Genomic DNA, 19,921 nt, shown 5'->3' on the forward strand with positions numbered 1-19,921 from the left:
CGCCGGTCGCGCGCTCATGAAGGCAGCTCCACCCGGGCGCGGGCACGTGCCACGGGGGCCGGGGCGGGGTCCGCGGCCGGCGCCGCCCCGAGCCGCTGCGCCAGCGCGGCCAGTTCCGGGGCTTCGAACAGGTCCGCCAGCGTGGCTTGCAGCGCCAGTTCCCGGCGCAGGCGGGCGATCATCTGCATCGCCAGCAGCGAGCTGCCGCCAAGCGCGAAGAAATGGGCGTTTCGGCCGACCGTGGGCAGGCCGAGCACCTCCGCCCACAATGTGGCGAGGGCGGCCTCCAGCGGTCCCTGCGGGGGCTCCGCGCCGCCAGCCGTCGCGGCGAACGGGGCACGGGGAAGGGCGGCGGTGTCCACCTTGCCATTGGCGGTGCGCGGAAGCTGCTGATGCCGAAGGAAGGCCTGCGGGATCATATAGGCCGGCAGCCGCGCAGCCAGGAGCCGGCGCACTTCTGCCTCATCCGGGCCGGTGTCGGGCGCGAGATGGGCGACGAGTCGGGCGGGCCGGCCGTCCCCCTCTTCGACCACGAGCGCGGCTTCGCGGATGCCGGCCTGCGCGAGCAGCGCCGCTTCGACCTCGCCCGGCTCAATCCTATAGCCGGCTAACTTCACCTGCCGGTCCCGGCGGCCATGAAAGGACAACCGGCCATCGCTGGCGAGCGACACGCGGTCGCCGGTGCGGTAGGCGGGGGCAGCGGTGCCGGCCAGAGACGTGCGCAGGCTCACGCCCGGCTCTGCGCCGATGTAGAAGCGCGCCACCGACGGCCCCGAGATGACAAGCTCGCCAATGGTGCCGTAAGGGCAGGGTCGGTCCTCGCCATCCACCACATGAAGCACCGTGCCCGGGATGGGGTGACCGATGGCGACGCTGGCGCCGGTTGTTTCCGGCCGGCAGCGCTCGACGCACACCCACACCGTCGCCTCTGTAGGTCCGTACTCGTTACACAGCACTGCGTGGGGCACGCGGGCGGCATGGGCGGCCACCAGTGCCGGCGGGCAGGGCTCGGCCGCCACCTTGGCCATGCACAGGGTGGGCAGGCCCTCCGCCCCAGCGGTCTCCAGCAGAACGCCCCAGAAGGAAGGAGTGAGGCACACATGGGTGACGCCGGCGCCGCGGATGAGCGCGACCAGCCGGTCGGCGTCGCGCGCCGCGCCGGCGTCGGGCAGCACCAGCGTGCCGCCTTCGCACAGCGTGCAGAACAGGCCGGTGACGGAGCCGTCGAAGAACAGCGGGAAGGTCAGCAGGAAGCGGCCGATCGGCAGGTCGGCATATTCCGCCGTGCTGGCGGCGACATGGGTGCGCAGATTGTCATGGCCGACGCTCACGCCCTTCGGCCGGCCGGTGGAGCCGGAGGTGAAAATGACATAGGCCTCATCCTCTGCGGCCGGCCGCGTCACGGCGTCGAGATCGGCGGGTTCCGGGGGCGCGGCCCCCACCGTCAGCACGGGCAGACCGGGCGCCTCGCCGGCGCGGTCGTGGCGCGTGACCAGCGCTGCAACCTCGGCGCTGGCGAGGATCATCGCCCGGCGCTCGGCCGGCGCCTCGGGGTCGAGCGGTACATAGGCGGCGCCGGCGAAAAGAATGCCGAGAATGGCCGCGACCGCCTCCGGCCCCTGATCGAGCAGGACCGCGACCCGCGCGCCCGGCTTCACCCCGGCCGTTATCAGCCGGCCGGCAAGGTCGATCGCCTGGGCGCCGAGTTCGCCATAGGACAGCGGGCGGCCCTCGGCGATGAGCGCGGGCGCTTCGGGACGGGCGCGCATCTGCGCCAGGATCAGGTCGACCACCGTCCCCGACGGCCGGGGCAGGGGCTTGCCTGTCAGGGCGGTCGCGATCTCGGCGAGCAGCGCTTCCGGCATCACGTCGAAGGCGGCGGCCGGCGCGTCGAGATGGAAAGGCAGGCGCTCCAGCGCGTTGGCGAGCATGGCGAGCAACTGCCGGGCCTGCGGCAGCGGCACATGAAGCTCGTCGACCATCAGCCGCAGTTCGAAGGCTTCACCAATCTCGACCATCAGATTGAGTGGCAGGTCGGGCAGGGTGACGTCGCCGCTCGCCAGCAGTTCAAGCCCGGCGGCGCGGAAGGCGGGCGCCAGCGCCAGCGGATAGGTCTGTACCGCGATCAGGCTGCGCAGCGGCAGCGCGTCGCTCGGCAGGCCGAGCAGGTCCCGCATCGTGTCGAGCCCTAGCGGCCCGGCGTCGCGTCCGCGTGCCCGCGCCTGCTGCAGCTCAGCCAGCCAATGGCGCAGCGGTGTCGCGTCGCGGCGCAGCCGGCTGGGCAGCACCCCGACCTGCGGCCCCACCAGATGATGGGTTTGGTCGCCCAGCAGTTCGGGCGGGCGCACCGTCTCGATACAGCCCATCACCACATCGTCGGTCCCGTCCGCGCGGGCGAGCACCAGCGCCCAGGCGCCTTCGACCAGCGTGCTCAGGGTCAGACGCTCGCTGCGTGCCAGGGCGGCGAGGCGGTCGGCGACGGCGGGGGAGAGATTCCGCATGACCTCGCCGATGCGGGGCGCGGCGGCGGTCGAAACGCGCAGGGCCGCGCCCGGCTGATGCCCGGCAAGCATGGCGCCCCAATATGCCCGCCCGGCGGCGGCGTCGCGGCCCTGCCACCACTCGACATAGCGGCGGAAGGGAAGCGCCGGCGGCACCGTGCCGCCGCGATAGAGGGTGAGCACCTCGTCCAGAATCTCGCCGAGCGACCAGCCATCGACGGCGAGGTGATGGCGCGTCCACACCAGGAGGTGACGCGGTCCCGCACCCTCCTCCGCGAGCCTGACGAGGCGCACCCGCATGAGCGGCGGACGGCGGACATCGAAGGGCTGGGCGCGGTCCTCCTGCAACAGCGCATCGAGCGCGGCGCGCCACTCCGCGAGAGTGCTCCAGTCGAGCCGCTCGACGGCGAAGCTGGGCGCGGCGACCACCACCTGGGCGGGGTCGCCCTTCAGCTCCCAGTGAAAGCCCGAGCGCAGCACCGTGTGGCGCTGGATGACCGCGGCCCAGGCGGCCGCGAAGCCGTCTTCATCGAGCGGGCCGCCGAGGAGGGCCCACCACTGGCCCATGAAGAGGGGCTGATCGGGATAGCTCGCGCAGCGTATCAGCATGGCGCGCTGCAGATCGGTCAGGCCGTGAATATCTTCGATGGGACCGCGGGCCACGTCACTACCTTCTGCAGCAAAACGTCGTGCTGCACTTCGGCCGGCATGTAATCGCCGCGCCATTCTTCATGCCGGCGTGCGCTTTCCGTGCCGCCTAATGGCTGACGGGCAAGAGCCGGGCCGCCCACGCCCTGTCTGCACCCGAGGGCATGGGGGTTGACAACCTAAAGTAGAATTCGACCCTGTCGGCCGAAAGAAAGCCGGCGGCAGTCGTAGCTGCCGCCGGAAGTCTTCAGAGGCTCTCGATGTAGAAGCCTTCGCCCTTGATCTCGCCGTCGCAAAGCTTCTGGAGCTTCTCGACGATGCCGCCACCGTCCTTGGCGCGCGGATTGGAAGACATCTTGTCGAAAGCAGCTTCGCTTTCCCACACAGTGCAGATGCCATACATGGACGGGTCTTTCTTGGACTTCATAAGTCCAAAGCCGACCAGACCTTCAATGACATCGCCCGGCTTCTTGCCGTCGTTGGGGAGCATTTCTTTTTCGAGAAGCGCGCGTGCATCCTGCTCACTACCCGCCTTAACGTGACAACGAGAGATCGTCATAAACATACTTGCCACAGGACTTCTCCAGCCAGAGTTGCGGATGATGGCTTAGCGCGGGTCGCTCGTCTGGGCAACTGTCTATTTTTGACCCATTTTCAGTATTCTCTCGCAAGCGGTGCAATAAGGCTTTAGCAATTCATGCGCGTTTCACATGGCTACGTTAGCATGATCGGCTCCATAGACTTCGGGTTCGTCCATCTCTGCACGTCAACCCCCGCGTGCAGCGGAGAGGGTGTGATAGACGCCCGCGCCGGTCGGTGGGATGTGGCCGGGGCGGCGAAGGGCGAGTGTCTCAGGCCGTTGCTGATGGGTTGCTGCTGATGCCTTCCGTAAAGGAAAGGTTGCCTCCCTGCCTTCGGCGCATCCGCACGGGCACGCCGGGTGTGGCGGCGCGTGCCCTTGCCGGCCTCGCCGCCCGCCGCTTTTCAGGCAAGGGGCGTCAGCACCGGGAAGAGCTTGCCGCGGATCGGCGCGCCGACCGCGAGATCGACCTCGAAGCCTTCCGCCACCAGCCGGTCGACCACCGTGCGGCCATGCGGCGCCAGCACGGCGGTCTCGTCCACCCAACGCGTCACCATGCGCCGCGTATCGTGGTCCAGCGTGTTGCCGGGCGAGCCGTGCAGGGTGCGGGCGTGGAAGACGAGGCAATCGCCCGGCTCCATGTCCCAGCTCAGAATATCGTAGTCTTCGCGATGGGCCTGGATGTCCGGCACGCGCGAGAAAGTGTCGCGCGCGGCGATGTCGAATTCGCCGTGGTAGCGGGCGTAGAATTCCTCCACTGCTGGCAGCGCGGCCTCTTCGCTCTCGAAGAAGTTTGCCGGCATGAACAGCTTGTTCCAGCGATGCGAGCCGCGCACGAATTCCAGAGCCGCCGCACGCGGAATAGGATCGAGCGCCACCCAGATGGAGCAGAACGGGCCGAGCACCACATTGTCGTGATGCCAGGGCGTGCGCGCCTGCGTGCCGGGACTCTTGTAGAACCAGGTGTCCTGCAGCAGCCGCACGGAGGGGGTGCGCAGGCAGCGCGCGGCGATGGCGGCCGAGGGCGATTCGAGCGCGAAGGTTTCAAGCTCGGAGATGTGCCGGCGCGACCAGATGTCCGAGTAGAAGGCGCCTTTGTCATTGGGCGAGAAGCTCTGGAACAGCGCGCCGGGACTCTCGAGGTTGCGGCGGATGCCCTCGGCGGCCAGATCGACCCATTCCGGGCCGAAAGCGCCCCTGAGGCAGATGGCGCCGTCGCGGTCGAGGGTCTCGATCATCGCCTCGTCGATGGGAGAAGTGTCGTTCGGCATGGATCCTCCTGGATTCGGCTGCGGCACGCGGGTTGGTCCCGGACGCTGTCGCCCCGAACGGCGATGGCGCCGCGTGAGATGCGTTCGGCGGCGGGACGGTTCCTCGGCACCGCGGCTGCACGGTGTGGCACATCGGTGGGCGCTGTCCATTGGCGAATTTTGTCATGATCTCGCGGCGATCCGAGGCTCGCATCAATTTGCCCGAGGCGCTCCCGGCAGCGCCCCGCGACCTTCTGCGCTGGGTGCGCCGCCCGGCGGGTGCGCCGGTGCTCCTCTGCCTGCCGCATGCCGGCGGCAGCGTGCTGTCTTGCCTCGGGCTCGCCGCCGCCCTGTCGCCGGACATTGCCATCGCCACGGTCGCGCTGCCGGGCCATGACGCTCCGGTTCCCGGCCTGTCGGCGGAAGAGGCCCCTCCGTTCGCCGATGTCCGCCTGCTGGCCGGGGCGCTGGCGTCCGCGATCGCCGACGAACTCGGTGCCGCCTTGGCGCCGGAGGGGCCGGGGGTGACGCTGCTCGGCAACAGCTTCGGCGCGCTGCTCGCCTTCGAGACCGCGCGGGCGCTGGAGCGGGACGACCCGGCCCGGGCGGGCAGGCTGCATCTCGTCGTTTCCGGCTTCCGCTCGCCGAGCCGGCCGCCGAAGGAGGCGCCGCTGCATCGGCTGCCGCGCGGGCAATTGCTGGCGGAACTGCGCGAGTGCTTCGGCGCCGTCGGTCCGGACCTCGGCGACCTTCTCGGGCCGCGCGAAGAAGCGGCGCTGCGCGCCGATCTGGCCGCCTGCGAGACCTATAGGCTCATCGATGCCACGCCGCTGCGCTGCGCGCTTTCGGTCATCCGCCTCACCGCCGACCCCTCGGTTTCCGCTGAAGAGAGTGCGGCATGGCGCGAGGTAGGCGCCGGTCCGGTCGGATTTCACACGCTGTCGGCCGGCCATTTTCCCTGGAGCGGCGCGACGGCCGCCCTCGCCGCCCTGGTCGGCGATCTCATTGCGCGCTGGCAAGCCTCTGCCGGGCGTCACCCGTTCCCGCCTGTCCGCGAATCATAAAGAGCCGCCATGTCCAACCGGCATTTCGACTGGTTCAAGAAGCACGAGACCGAGGATGAGGTGCAGCACAAGCTGCAGCGCCTCTATGCGCTGGCCTGCGAGAGGCTGGCGATAAAGCCGGACAAGGGCTTCATCGCCGCTGCCATGGCCGCTAATCCGGACGAGGCGCGGCGCGATCCGGTGCGGCGCGTCGCGCATCATCTGTTCGCCTACAAGCTGGCGATGCCGAGCGGCGCCTGGGGGCTGCTTGGGCTTGGTCTCTTGCATTCCGTGCTGCTGGAAGTGGCGCGTGAGGACGGCAAGAAGCCCGCGCCCGTGCGCATCGCGCGCACCGACGCGCATGACCTTAACGGTCTGGCGGGTCGCCTTCTCCTGCCGGAGGTGGACCAGAAGGATGTGCGCCGGGCGGCGGCGTTCGTCGAATATCTCTTGAAGGCCAAGGGACCGCGCGGCTTCCTGAAATTCGGGCGCAAGATGGGCGCCAATGGCAATGTCGACGCGGCCTGCGAGGCGGTGGCCGGCGCCTCCACGGGGGCGCTCGAACTGAAGTGGCAGGACGAGATCCGCGCCGGCACCCCGGAGAGAGGGCCGACCCATCTGGTGATGTGGGTGGCGAAGGCGGCGGCGCGGCACAAGATGCTGCTGTTCTGGTTCCTCGTCGCCAATGCGGTGCAGATCCTCTACGCCGTCTATGTCCCGCTCTGGCTGCAGACGCTGTTCGACGAGGGCATCAAGCCCAGCAATGTCGAGGTGATCCGCACCTATATCGGCTATCTCACTTGGGGTTTCCTCGCCGCCTCCTTCTTCGGCGTCATTCTCGATTATTCCGTCGCCAAGCTCGGGCCGCGCATCCTCAATGACCTGCGCGCGCGCATGTTCGCCAAGATCAACCGTATGGACGCGCGCGAACTCGCCAGCTCCGACACCGACGCCATCATCGCGGATTTCTCCAATGACCTCACCGTGGTGGAGAAGGCGGTCATCTGGGCGGTGCCGGGGCTGTTCTCCAAGGGTCTGATGCTGATTGGCTCGGTGGCGGTAGCGTTCACGCTGGACACTCAGCTCGCCATCGCCACGCTGGTGTCGCTGATGATCGCCTTCTGGCTGCCGCGAGGCTTCAGCAAGCGCGCGGTGCGCTACAATTATGAGCGCGGGGCGGAGGATGCCAAGGTCGCCCATGTGGTCAAGGAAACGCTGCTGATGCAGCGGGTGATCCGCATTTTCGGCCTGCATGAGTTGCAGTCGAAGCTGTTCACCACCCAGCTCGCCCGCCTGTTCAAGGCAAGCTACCACCAGTATTTCTCCTCCGGTCTCGTCGGCCGCATGACCAGTTTCGGCGTCAGCGCCGCGCAGCTGCTTGTCATCGGCCTCGGCGCCCTGCAATCCGTGCATGGCGACGTGTCCTCGGGCACGATCGTTGCCTTCATCACCCTGCTCCTCACCATTGGCGGCGCCGCCGGCTTCATCGGCGCCCAGCTGCCGCTGCTCATCCAGGGCGTCGGCGGGCTTGAGCGGGTGCAGGCCCTGCTCGGTAAGCCGGACGCGGCCCCCGACCCGGAGCGGCCGGAGGATATTGGCGGCAAGGTGCACTCGCTGACCTTCGACGAGGTGAGCTTCAGCTATGACGGCACGGCCGCGACGCTCGACAAGGTGTCGCTTTCCATCGACTGCCCGCGGCGGGTGATGGTGGTGGGTCCGTCCGGCTCCGGCAAATCGACGCTGTTGCGGCTGATCGAGAACCAGTTCTCGCCCCGCAGCGGTCATGTCCGGGTAAACGGGGTGGATATCCGGATGCTGGGAGAAGCGCAGCTGCGCTCCCTGATCTCGCTGGTGCCGCAGGAGACCATCCTGTTCCAGGGCTCGGTGCGCGAGAACATCCGCATGGGCAAGCTGAGTGCCAGCGATGCCGAGGTGGAGGCGGCGGCCAAGGCGGCCGACATTCACCCCATCATCATGGCACTGCCCGACGGCTACGACACCGATGTCGGCGAGGCCGGCAACAAGCTCTCGGGCGGGCAGCGCCAGCGCATCGCCATCGCCCGCGCCATCCTTCATGATCCGCAGATCATGCTGCTGGACGAGGCCACCTCGGCGCTCGACCCGGGGAGCCGCGTCGCGGTGGAGGAGACGCTGCGCAAGGTCACGCAGGGGCGCACCGTGGTCGCCGTCACCCATGACCTCACCCAGTGCGAGCATGCCGATCTCGTCTATGTCGTCAAAGCCGGCCGGGTGGTGGAGAGCGGTACCCATGCCGCGCTGCTGGAAGCAGAGGGCGTCTATGCCGATCTGTGGGAGCGCAGCGTCATCGCCGGTGCGGAAGGCGTGGTGCCGCGCGAGCAGCTTCTGGAGCGGCTGCGCAAACGGCCGCTGCTGCAGGGACTGGCGCCGGGCTTCCTTGAAAACCTGCTCGCCCGCATGAGCGTCGAGACGGTGGGGCCGGACACCGTGCTGATCGAGGACGGCCAGCCCGCCAACCGGCTGATCTTCATCACTCAGGGCGAAGCCCAGCAGAGTGTGCGCCTGCCGGACGGCACCTTCATGTCCGTGGAGGTACTGGAAGCCGGCGACGCGCTGGGCGAGAATACGGTGCTGGAACATGCGGAGGAGTTCACCCGTGTGGTGACGCGCAAGCCCTGCCATTTGCTGACCATCGACTGGGCGACGCTGCGCGGGCTGCTCGCCTCGCATCCCGAGGTCGAGCAGAAGATCGTCTCCACCTTCGCCCCGCGCTACGAGGCGATGATGAAGCACTATGCCTGGCTGAAGCTGCAGGTGCCCTCTCAATGAGCCCCGTTCTCCCGACCGGCACCGTCGCCACCCGCCTCGCCGCGCTGGCGGAAAGCCCGGACGCGCGCTGGTCCATCACTTTCCTCGACAGTTCCGGCGCGGTGGCCGAGCGCTGCGGCGCGGCCGAGCTGGCCGCGCGGGCCGCCCGTGTCGCCGGCTTCCTCGAACAGGCGAGCACGCCCGGCGCGCCGGTGCTGCTGGTGTTTCAGCCCTGCGTCGACTTTCTCGTCGCGTTTCTCGCCTGCCAGTGGGCGGGCCGCCTCGCCGTGCCGATCAACCCCCCGCGTCGGCACAGGCTGATCCAGCGCCTGCAGGCGGTGGCGGTCGACAGCGGCGCCGCTCTCGCCCTGACCGGCGGCGGCGTCGCCGAACAATCGACCCTCTGGCAGGCCGACAGCGCGGAGCTGGCGGCGCTGCGCTGGCAGGATGTCGGCGATCTCGGCGCGCAGGACATTCCGCCCACGCCACTACGCACCGTCGATCCAGAGGCGACCTGCTTCATCCAGTACACGTCGGGTTCCACCGCCCTGCCCAAGGGTGTGGAGGTCAGCCACGCCAACCTCATGGCCGACATGGCGCGGATGGAAGCGGCCTGGGGCCTGTCGCCGGCGAGCACGATGGTGACCTGGCTGCCGGCCTTCCACGATCTCGGTCTGATTTTCGGCCTGTTGCAGACGCTGTACTCCGGCTGCCCGGTCGTGCAGATGGCGCCGAACAGCTTCCTGCAGCGCCCGCTGCTGTGGCTGGAGGCGATCAGCCGCTTTGGCGGCACCCACACGGCGGCGCCGAGCTTCGCCTATGATCTGTGCGCCCGACGCATTCCGGCCGAGGCGCGAGCGGACCTCGACCTCTCCTCCCTTGTCATGGCGATGAACGCCGCCGAGCCGATCGACCCGCAGGTGATGGAGGATTTCATCGCCGCCTTCGCCCCGCACGGTTTTCGCCGCGAGACCTTCGCCCCGGCCTATGGCCTGGCAGAATCGACCCTGGCCGTCACTGCCAGCCCCATGGGCGCGGCACCTCGGCTGTTCTCGCTCGACGCTGCGGCGCTGGAACAGGGCCGCATCGTCGAGGCCGGCGCATCGGTGCGCACGAACCTCATTCCCGGCTGCGGCACGCCGCTGGCGGATGTGCGCATCGCCATCGTCGATCCCGAGACAAAGCGCCGCCAGTCGGATGACCGCGTCGGCGAGATCTGGCTCGGCGGGCCGACCATCGCGCGCGGCTATTGGCGCCGGCCGGAGGAAAGCGCGGCCACCTTCGGCGTACGCATCGAGGGCGAGGACGACCCGACGGGCTATCTGCGCACCGGCGATCTCGGGGCGATGATCGGCGACGAGCTCTGCGTCACCGGCCGCATCAAGGATCTCATCATCCTCTCCGGCTCGAACCACTACCCGCAGGACATCGAGCGCGTGGCGCAGGCGGCGCATCCGGCACTGCGCGCGGGTGGCGGCGCGGCGTTCGGCCTCATCGGTGAGGCCGGCGGCGAACAGGTGGTGCTGGTGCAGGAGCTGGAGCGCACGCAGCGGCGCACCGATCCCGCGCCGCTGTTCAGCGCCATCAGCGCTTCGGTGTGGCAGATGCTGGAGCTTCAGCTCTCGCGTATCGTGCTGGTCGAACCCGGCGCGGTGTTGCGCACCTCCAGCGGCAAGATCCAGCGTGCTGCCAACCGTCAGGCTTGGCGCGCGGGCGAACTGCCGGTCATCGCGGAGTGGCGCAGCGCGCGGCAGGAGATGCTGGACGCGGCTATTGATTCAGCGCGGGCGGCGCACGCGCCGGCAACGCCCCTTGCCGTGCCGGCGCTGGAGCGCTGGATTCGCGAGTGGCTGGCGGGCCGGCTCGGCCTGCCGGTCTCCGCCGTCGCGGTGGATCGCGGGCTCGGCGAACTCGGCCTTACCTCGATCGACGCCGTCGATCTCGCCGGCGCTCTCGGTAGCCATCTCGGCCGTGCCCTGCCGCAGACGCTGGCCTTCGACCATCCGACCGTCAATGCGCTCGTGGCGCATCTGACGGGACAACCTCAGGTAATGCCGGCGCAAGCCTCGCCGTCGATACCGGCTCCGTCGCCCGGCGCGGGCGGCGATCTGGAAGAACTTCTGTCGATGATTGAGGGGGGCGGCCGTGGCGAGCAGTGAGGAGCGGCGCGCGGGCCTGCTCGCCCGGCTGAGCCGGCTGCACCCCGAACAGGTCACCGATCTGATGCTGGCGCTGGAAGGGCGCATCGACGCGCTGCGGGCCGAGACCGCCCGTGCCCGTGCGCCCGTGGCTGTCATCGGCCTCGCCGCTCGCTTCGCCGATGTCGACTCGGCGCAGGCTTATGGCCGCTTGTTGTTCGAGGGCCGCGATGCCGTGCGCCCCGTTCCCGCCGACCGCCCCGAACGCGACGGCCTGCCGCCCGGCGGCTATGTCGAGGGCGTGGAGACGTTCGACGCCGGCTTCTTCGGGCTGCGCCCGCTCGAAGCCGACGCCATGGACCCGCAGCATCGCCTGGCGTTGATGCTGGCCTGGCAGGCGCTGGAAGATGCCGGCTATGCCGATGCGGCGCGGCGTCCCCGCGCCACCGGCGTGTTTCTCGGCCTCGGCGCCAATGAGTATGAGACCCGGTTCCAGGCAACCGACTCGCTCTCCCCCGCCGCCATTCTCGGCAATGCCGGCTCCATCGCCGCCGGCCGCATCGCCCATTGGCTCGATGTCACCGGCCCGGCGCTGGTGCTCGACACCGCCTGTTCCTCCTCGTTGGTCGCCGTGCATGCCGCCTGCCGCGCGCTGCGCAGCGCCGAATGCAACCTCGCTTTGGCGGGCGGCGTGAACCTGACGCTCGACGCCGATGTGACCGCCGCCCTGGCCGCCGCCGGCATGCTCGGCCCCAGCCATGCCTGCAGCACTTTCGACGCCGCCGCCGATGGCTATGTGCGCGGCGAGGGCGGCGGGCTGGTGGTGCTGAAGCGCCTCGCCGATGCGCTACGCGACGGCGATGCCATCCGTGCGGTTATTCGTGGTTCGGCGCTCAATCATGACGGCCATTCCAGCGCCCTTACCGCGCCCAATGGCGCGGCGCAGCGGGCGGTGATCGCCAGTGCCCTCGCCGATGCCGGCTTGTCGGCAGCCGAGGTGCAGGCGGTGGAATGCCATGGCACCGGCACGCCGCTGGGCGATCCCATCGAGGTGCAGGCGCTTGCCGCCGCTTACGGCCTGCTGCGCACCGAGCCGCTGCTGCTGGGCTCGGTGAAGACCAATGTCGGCCATCTGGAAGCCGCTGCCGGCATTGCCGGGCTGATCAAGATGGTGCTGGCGCTGGAAGCCGGCCGGCTGCCGGCGACGCTGCACCAGACCCGGCCCAACCCGCGCATCGCCTGGGACGAGCTTCCCGTGCGCGTCGTCGCCGAGGCGATGGAATGGCCCGCTGGCGCGCCGCGCCGCGCGGCGGTCAGCAGCTTCGGCTTTTCCGGCACCAACGCCCATCTCATTCTGGAAGAAGCCCCGGCCACGCCGGAGGCGCCGGTCGAGACGTCGCTGCCGATCGTCTTCGCCTTTTCCGCGCCCGATGCCGAGGCCCTGCGTCGCGTGGCGGCCGGGCTCGCCGACCACCTCGCCGCCGATCCGCAGGTCCCGCTCGCCGGCATCGCTGCGGCGTTGACTCGGGGGCGCGGGCGCTTCGCCCATCGCGCCGCCTGTCTCGCCCGCAGCGCTGAGGAAGCGCTGGCGGGCCTGCGCGCCATTGCCGCCGGTGAGGCGCCGCAGGTCGGCGCGGTCGGGCAGGCTCTGCCGGACACCCCGAAAATCGCCTTCCTGTTTTCCGGGCAGGGCAGCCAGTGGCCGGGCATGGCGGCGGATCTGTATGCCGACGACCCGGCCTTTCGCGCGCGGATCGACGCGGCCGGGGCGCAGATGGGGCGCGACCTTGCCGCGCGCATGTTCGACAGGGAAGGCCCGCCGCTGACCGACACCGCCGAGGTACAGCCGGCGCTGTTCGCGCTGGAAATGGCGCTGGCCGAACGGCTCGCCGCCTGCGGCATCACGCCCGACCTCGTCGCCGGCCACAGCCTCGGCGAATGGTCGGCCGCCTGCCTCGCCGGCGTAGCGCCGTTCGAGGCGGCGCTCGATATCGTCGCCACCCGCGGTGCGCTGATGGGGGCGCTGCCGCCGGGCGGCGAGATGGCGGCGGTGTTCGCGCCGCTGGAACGGCTCGAATCCGTGCTGCACACTTTCGAGGGGCGCCTCGACATCGCGGCGCTGAACGCGCCGGAGGAAGTGGTGATGTCCGGTCCGGGCGAGGCGATCGCGCAAGTGCTCGCCGCGCTCGATGCGGAAGGCATCCGCAGCCAGCGCATCGTCACCAGCCACGCTTTCCATTCCCATCTGATGGACGCCGCCGTCGGACCGTTCGAGCAGCGGGTGCGCGAAGCGGTTCTCGGCGCCCCGCGCCTGCCGGTCGTCTCCAATATCACCGGCGACCTCTCCGCCGATCTCCGCGACCCCACCTATTGGGGCCGGCAGATCCGCCAGCCCGTGCGCTTCGGCGCGGGGCTCGACACACTGGCGCGCGAGGGCGTGAATGTCGTGGTGGAAATCGGCCCGGCCGCGACGCTGGTCGGCTTCGCCCAGCGCGCCGCGGGCTTCGAGGGACGCGACACTCGCTTCATCCCCACCATGCGCCGCAACCGGGCGGCGGGCGAAACGCTGGCGCTGGCGCTGTGCCGCCTGTTCGTCGCGGGCCTTGATGTGACATGGCCGGCGAGCGGCGCCGTCCCGGCGCGTCTGCCGCCCTATCCGTTCGCGCGCGACCGTCACTGGGTCGAGGCGCCGCCCCGGCGCCCCGCCGTGCCGCTGGCCCCGGCAAGGGAGGCGGTCTCTCGCGCGGTGGCGACCATGCCCGCCGCACCGGCCTTGAGCCGCGAGGACATCCGCGCCGCCCTCGCCACCAGCCTGCGGCGCAGCCTGCAGCTGAGCGAGGCGGCGCTGGGGGGTGATGCCGGCTTCTTCACCCTCGGGGTGGATTCGCTGGCGCTGGCCGAGGCGCTTTCCACGCTGGAGCGGCGGTGGAAGGTGGCGATCCCCCGGCGCGAATTGTTCACCACCCTCACCACGCCGCGGGCGCTGCTGGAGCGGGTGCTGCGCGAGGTGGAGGCGAAGACCCCCGACCCCGCCGTCGCAGCTGCCGCCACCGCCTCGCTTCCCGGCATTCCGACCATGGCCGCCCGCACGGCGGCGACGGAGGCTCGCGTGTCCAGTCCTGCTCTCCCGCCTGTCAGCCCCTCGCCCGCCGCGCCGACCGAGGCGCTAAGCCCGGAGGCGGCGGGCTTCATCGCCGATTTCGCCGCCCGCTACGGTGCGGCGCACGGCGCCTCCCGCCATCAGCGCGAAGCCTTCGGGCCGGTGCTCGCCGACAGCCGGGCGGTGGCGGGATTCCGGCCGGAGACCAAGTCGCTGCTCTACCCGATCATCGGCGTGAAGGGGCAGGGCAGCCATGTCGTCGATGCCGACGGAAATGATTATGTCGACCTCACCATGGGGTTCGGCGTGCAGCTGCTCGGCCACAACCCGCCGATGGTGGTGGAGGCGATCCAGCGCCAGATCGCCGAGCAGGGCCTGTTTCTCGGCCCGCAGGCGGAAAAGGCCGGCGAGGCCGCTGCGCTCATCGCGAAGCTCACCGGCAATGAGCGGTCGCTGTTCTGCAACACCGGCACGGAAGCGGTGATGACCGCGCTGCGTCTCGCTCGCCATGCCACCGGTCGCTCGCTGGTAGCGATGTTTGCCGGCTCCTATCATGGCCATTTCGACGGCACGCTGGCGCGTTCTGGCAGCGATGGCGCCAGCCTGCCGCTCGCCAGCGGCACCCCGCCCGGCATGCTGGCCGATGTGGTGGTGCTGGACTATGCCGACCCCGAAGGCAGCCAGATGGCGCTGGAAGCGCTGGGCGACCGGCTGGCGGCGGTCATTGTCGAGCCGGTGCAGAGCCGCCGTCCGGGCCTGCAGCCGCGCGATTTCCTGCACTGGCTGCGCGGCTTCACCGCCCGCGCCGGCGCGGCGCTGATCTTCGATGAGGTGCTGCTCGGTTTCCGCGTCGCCGTCGGCGGGGCACAGGCCTGGGCCGGGGTACGGGCCGATCTCGTCACCTATGGCAAGATCGTCGGCGGCGGCCTGCCCATCGGCGTCGTCTCCGGCCGCAGCGCCTTTCTCGACGGTATCGACGGCGGGGTCTGGCCGCTGGAGGGTGCCGGCGGCCCGAAGGCCGAGCGCACCTTCTTCGCCGGCACCTTCAACAAGAACCCGCTCGCCATGGCGGCGGCCACCGCCATGCTCGGCCATCTCGACGCGTCCGGCCCGGCGCTGCAGGAGCGGCTGAACGCCCGCGCGCAGGCGCTGTGCGCCACGCTGAATGCCGGGCTGGAGGAAGACGGCAGCCCGCTGCGGGTGGAGCACTTCTCTTCCGTGCTGCGCTTTTCCGGCGCCAGCGACCTGTTCTACAGCCAGCTGATCTCGCGCGGCGTTTATGTGTGGGAGGGACGCACCTGCTTCCTCTCCACCGCCCATAGCGAGGACGACCTCGCCCGTGTCGCACAGGCGGTGCGGGAGAGTGCCCGCGCGCTCGCCAGCGTCGGCCTGATGGGCGGCGCGGCGCTGCCGCCGCCTTCGGCGGGGCCCCGCCGCTTCGCCTCCGCGCCCGGCCAGCAGGCGCTGTGGACGCTGGCCGCCTTCAGCCCGGAAAGCGCGGCGGCCTATAACCAGTCGCTAGTGCTGCGCCTGTCCGGTTCGCTCGATGCGCCGGCGCTGAGCGCGGCGCTGGCCGATCTCGTCGCCCGCCATGACAGCCTGCGCATGCGCTTCGAGCAGGATGGCGCCACGGCGGTCGTCGAGCCGGACGCCCGGGTGGCGCTGGACCAGGCCGCGTTCACCGACGCGGCGGAGCTGGACCGCTTCGTGCGGGAGATGGCGGCGCAACCCTTCGACCTGGCGCGCGCCGGCATGTTGCGCCTGGCGCTGCTGAGCGGCGGCACGGAGACGGCGCTGGTTCTGGTCCAGCCGCATATCGTCACCGATGGCTGGTCGCTGCAGGTGCTGGCCAACGAGCTCGGCGCGCTCTACACCGCCCGCCTCGCCGGCAGCGAGCCGGCACTGCCGGCACTGCCGGCCCCGGCCGCCTATGAGCGCTTCGCCGACTTCGCCCGCGACGCCGCGGCCGATGCGGAAGCGGCGGCGCATTGGCAAAGCGTGTTCGCCCCGCCGCCGGTGCCGCTGGCGCTTCCCACCGATCGGCCGCGCCCGCCGCTGCAGACCTATGACGGCGGCACCGTGCGGGCGCTGCTGTCTCCCACCTTCGCCGCTGAACTTGCCGCGCGGGCGCGGGCGCTCGATTGCTCGCTGTTCACGCTGTGCCTCGCCGCCTATGGCCAATTGCTGGCGGAGCTTTCCGGCCAGGACGATCTCGTCGTGGCGATCTTCGCTGCCGGGCAACCGCTGGTGGGCGAACCGGGCCTGACCGGCTATTGCATCTCCACCGTGCCGGTGCGGCTCGCCGGTCTCCAGGGCAATGCGCTCGCCGCGACCCGTGTCGCCATGGCGCAGGCCATGGCCTATCCCGCCTATCCGCTCTCCGCCATCGTCAAGGCCAGCGGCGTGCGCCGCGACCCCTCCCGCCCGCCGCTGGCGAGCGTGTCGTTCAACCTCGACCGCGTTGAGCCGCTTGCCGCCTTTGGCGACCTGGCGCCGACACCGCGCGCCAACGCTCATGGGCGCGTGCGCTGGGACCTCAACTGGAACCTCGAATCCAGCGAGGAGGGCCTCGCGATCGAGGCCAATTTCAACACCGATCTGTTCGACGGCGCCCGTGTCGAAGCCTGGGTCGCCCGCTACCGTGCCCTGCTGGAGGCGATCGGCACGGCCGCGGCCGAGCCGGAGGCGCCGGTGTTGCCGGCGCCCGACGAACCCGCGCCTTTACCCACCAGCCTCGCCGATCATGTCGCACATTGGGCCGCCACGACACCGGAGGCAACCGCGGTGATCGACCGCGACGGCACGCTCAGCTGGGCGGATCTCGCACGGGCGAGCGGCGACCTCGCCGCCCGTCTGGCGGCGCAGGGCGTGGGGCGCGGCGACCGCGTCGCCTTTTGCCTCGCGCGCGGCGCCGGCCCGCTGGTGGCGATGGCGGCGGCGAGCCATCTCGGCGCGGCCTTCGTTCCGCTCGATCCCGACTATCCCGCCACCTATCGCGCCAGTCTGCTGGCGGCGTGTGGCGCGCGCGTGGTGGTGGCCGACGCCGCGACCGCCGGCGAACCTGTCACTGTGCCGGTGCTGGGCTGGAACCGCGACCCGCAGCCGGGTGAGATCCCGCCCCGCGCGGAAGCCGCGGCCGACGATCTCGCCTATGTCCTGTTCACGTCAGGCTCCACCGGCCTGCCGAAGGGCGTGCGGGTGTCCTGTGGCGGGCTGGATGCCTATGCGCGGGCGCTGCTGCGCCGGCTGGACCTTCCCGGCCCGCAGGTCTTCGCCATCGCCACCTCCTTCGCCGCCGATCTCGGCTATACCAGCGTGGTCGGCGCCGTGGCCTCGGGCGGCACGCTCAATGTGGTGGACGCGACCACCGCCCGCGACCCCGCCGCTTTCATCGGCTGGATGACCCGCCACCCCGCGGATGTGCTGAAGATCGTTCCCACCCATCTCGCCGCGCTCATGGCGCATCCGGAAGCGGCGGCGCTGTTGCCCCGCCGGGCGCTGGTGTGCGGGGGCGATGTGCTGACCTTCGGCCTCGTCGAAAAACTGAGGGCGCTGCGGCCGGAGCTGCGCCTGTTCAACCATTACGGCCCGACCGAGACCACTATCGGCTGCACCATGGTGGAGGTGACGCCGGCGCTCGCCGTTGGGGCGCAGGCGCAGGGCCGTGTCCCCGTGGGCTATCCCCTCGACGGGGCGCATGTCGACATTGTCGACGCGGAGGGCGCAGGGCTGCCCGCCGGCGAGACCGGGGAAATCCGGGTGAGCGGGGCAGGAGTGGCGCTCGGCTATGTCGGCGACGCCGAGGCAGCGCCGGTGCCGGGCGGCGAGGCTGCCAGCGGCTTCATCCAGCTCGGCGACGGCGCGCGCGCCTATCTCACCGGCGATCTCGGCATCCGCGACGCCGATGGCCTCATTCACTTCCTCGGCCGCAAGGACGATATGGTGAAGGTGCGCGGCCACCGGGTCGATCCCAACGGCGTCGCGGCGCAGCTGCGTGCCTGCGCCGGCGTGCGCGACGCGGCGGTTCTGGCGCTGCGCGAGGACGACGGCACGGTGCGCCTCGTCGGCGCGGCGGTGGCGCCTGGGCAGGACGTGGCACGCCTCGACGCCCAGCTCAAGGATAGGCTGCCCGAGGCGCAGCGCCTCTCGCGCCTCATTCTCGTCGAGGCGCTGCCGCTCACCGCCAATGGCAAGCTGGACCGGGCGGCGCTGCGCGCGCTGTTCGCCGCGCCCATGGCCAGCGACGCCGTCCTCGTCGCCGAGGCTTCCGGCACGGGTGATCCGCTCTCCACGGTCCTTGCGCTGTGGCGCGAACTTTTTGCCGCGCTCGGCACGGCGGCCAGCCTTGGCCCGGACGATGATTTCTTCGCGCTCGGCGGCGATTCCATCATGGCGATCCAGCTCGCCGGCAAGGCGCGGGCGGCGGGTTGGCTGCTCTCCCCGGCGCAGATCTTCACCGCGCCGACCCCGCGGGCGCTGGCGGCGCTGATGAAGCCGGCGGCCGTCGACGCGGTAGAGGAACGCGGGCCGGTGGCCGAACCGGTGCCGCTGACCCCGATCCAGAACTGGTTCATGGGGCTCGCCATGCCCGACCGGCGGCACTGGGCGCTCACCGCCGTGTTCGATCTGCCACCGGGCACCGCGCCCGCGGCGGTGGAGGCGGCGCTGGCGGCGGCCGTTGCACGTCACGACGGGCTGCGGGTTCGCCTGCAGCAAGGTCCGCCGCCGCTTCAGCAGGTGGCCGAGGTGCCGCGCCTGCCGGCGCTGCTGCGCGACAAGGTGGCCGTCGGTCAGGATGTCTCCCCGCGCGAAGACCGCATGGCCGACCGCCTTGTGGCGACGATCGACCCGCTGGCCGGGCGCGCCCTCGCCGCCGGCATCATCGAGGCGGGCGCGGTGCTGCGCCTTGTCGTGGCGGTGCATCATCTCGTCTTCGACATGGTGTCCTGGGCGATCCTCGCCGATGATCTCGCCAAGGCGTTGTCCGATCCGCCGCAGCCGGTGCTGGCGCCGCCTACCGCCTGGACGTGGTGGTGCCGCCATCAGGCCGGCGCCGGTGCCGCCTTCGAGGCCGACAGGCCCTATTGGCAATCGGTGGCGCTCGCGCCCACCACCGTGCCGCTCGACCATTCCGCCGCGCCGGATGTGGAGGGCGGCGCGCGCACCCGCGACCTGCGGCTGGAGGCAGCGTTGTCGCAGCCGCTGCTCGCCGATCTCGCCGAGCGTTTCGGCCACCAGCCGCAGGAGAGCGCGCTCGCTCTCATCGCCCGCCCGCTTATCGCCTGGACCGGCGGTGCGCTGCAGCTGGAACTGGAAGGCCATGGTCGCGACACCGGCGATGACGCCATCGACCTGTCGCGGACCATAGGCTGGTTCACCACCCGCTATCCCGTGGCGCTGCCGGGGGAGACGGGCGACCTGCCGGCATGGCTGCTGGCGGTGAAGGAACGCGCGCGCGCCGCCGCTGGCCGGGCCATGGGCTATGGGCTGCTGCGCGCCGCCACCCCGCCGCTCACCGGGGCGCGGCCGCAAGTGTCGTTCAATTTCCTCGGCGATATCAGCCGTTTCGGCCATGCCGGTCTGGCGCTTGTGCGGCTCGGCGCGGGGCGGGAGCGGGCGACGCAGGCGGCCCGGCCGCACCGGCTCGCCTTCAATTGCTGGCAGGAGGGCGGCGCGCTCGTGCTGCGCTGCGAGTTCGGCGCCGGCCATGACGCCGCGACCATCGAGCGCCTGCTCTATGCCGTGCGCGCCGAGGCCGAAGCCTGCCGCGTGGTCGCGGCCCAGTCGGCCCGGCGCTATTCGCCGAGCGACTTCGCCGGGCTCGCCCTCAGCCAGGACGACCTCGACACGCTGATCGCCTTCACCTGAGCGGCG

Annotated in this window: 7 protein-coding genes; 4 read left to right on the forward strand and 3 right to left on the reverse strand. The window is 70.8% G+C overall.

Going from position 1 to position 19,921, the window contains the following annotated elements:
* Window positions 1–14: 14 nt before the first annotated feature.
* The 3 genes from ACO07Z_RS13105 to ACO07Z_RS13115 all read right to left on the reverse strand — a co-directional run bounded on the left by ACO07Z_RS13105 (window position 15) and on the right by ACO07Z_RS13115 (window position 5,000).
* Window positions 15–3,164: an amino acid adenylation domain-containing protein gene (locus ACO07Z_RS13105; RefSeq protein ID WP_421699108.1), complete on the reverse strand. Its 3,150-nt coding sequence runs from the start codon at window positions 3,162–3,164 to the stop codon at window positions 15–17.
* A 232-nt stretch (window positions 3,165–3,396) separates the two neighbouring features.
* Window positions 3,397–3,714, reverse strand: a complete 318-nt coding sequence (locus tag ACO07Z_RS13110) for an antibiotic biosynthesis monooxygenase family protein (protein ID WP_378283469.1) — start codon at window positions 3,712–3,714, stop codon at window positions 3,397–3,399.
* Between the two features lie 419 nt (window positions 3,715–4,133).
* Window positions 4,134–5,000 carry a phytanoyl-CoA dioxygenase family protein gene (locus ACO07Z_RS13115; RefSeq protein ID WP_307022884.1) on the reverse strand — a complete coding sequence of 289 codons (867 nt, stop codon included), beginning with the start codon at window positions 4,998–5,000 and terminating at the stop codon, window positions 4,134–4,136.
* A 164-nt stretch (window positions 5,001–5,164) separates the two neighbouring features.
* Here ACO07Z_RS13115 and ACO07Z_RS13120 point away from each other — a divergent pair, with 164 nt between their 5' ends.
* The 4 genes from ACO07Z_RS13120 to ACO07Z_RS13135 are packed head-to-tail and all read left to right on the forward strand — an operon-like array spanning window position 5,165 to window position 19,915.
* Window positions 5,165–6,043 (forward strand): thioesterase II family protein, encoded by an 879-nt coding sequence (locus ACO07Z_RS13120; protein WP_421699109.1) that lies wholly within the window; start codon window positions 5,165–5,167, stop codon window positions 6,041–6,043.
* A 9-nt stretch (window positions 6,044–6,052) separates the two neighbouring features.
* Window positions 6,053–8,830 carry an ATP-binding cassette domain-containing protein gene (locus ACO07Z_RS13125; protein WP_421699110.1) on the forward strand — a complete coding sequence of 926 codons (2,778 nt, stop codon included), beginning with the start codon at window positions 6,053–6,055 and terminating at the stop codon, window positions 8,828–8,830.
* Window positions 8,827–10,968 (forward strand): AMP-binding protein, encoded by a 2,142-nt coding sequence (locus ACO07Z_RS13130; RefSeq protein ID WP_421699111.1) that lies wholly within the window; start codon window positions 8,827–8,829, stop codon window positions 10,966–10,968. The genes ACO07Z_RS13125 and ACO07Z_RS13130 overlap by 4 nt, the downstream gene beginning before the upstream one ends.
* A complete protein-coding gene (locus ACO07Z_RS13135) occupies window positions 10,955–19,915 on the forward strand; it encodes an aminotransferase class III-fold pyridoxal phosphate-dependent enzyme (protein WP_421699112.1) in 8,961 nt (2,986 codons plus the stop codon). The genes ACO07Z_RS13130 and ACO07Z_RS13135 overlap by 14 nt, the downstream gene beginning before the upstream one ends.
* Window positions 19,916–19,921: the final 6 nt, after the last annotated feature.

The organism is Ancylobacter sp., from assembly GCF_965229075.1.
In the GTDB taxonomy this organism is placed as follows: domain Bacteria; phylum Pseudomonadota; class Alphaproteobacteria; order Rhizobiales; family Xanthobacteraceae; genus Ancylobacter.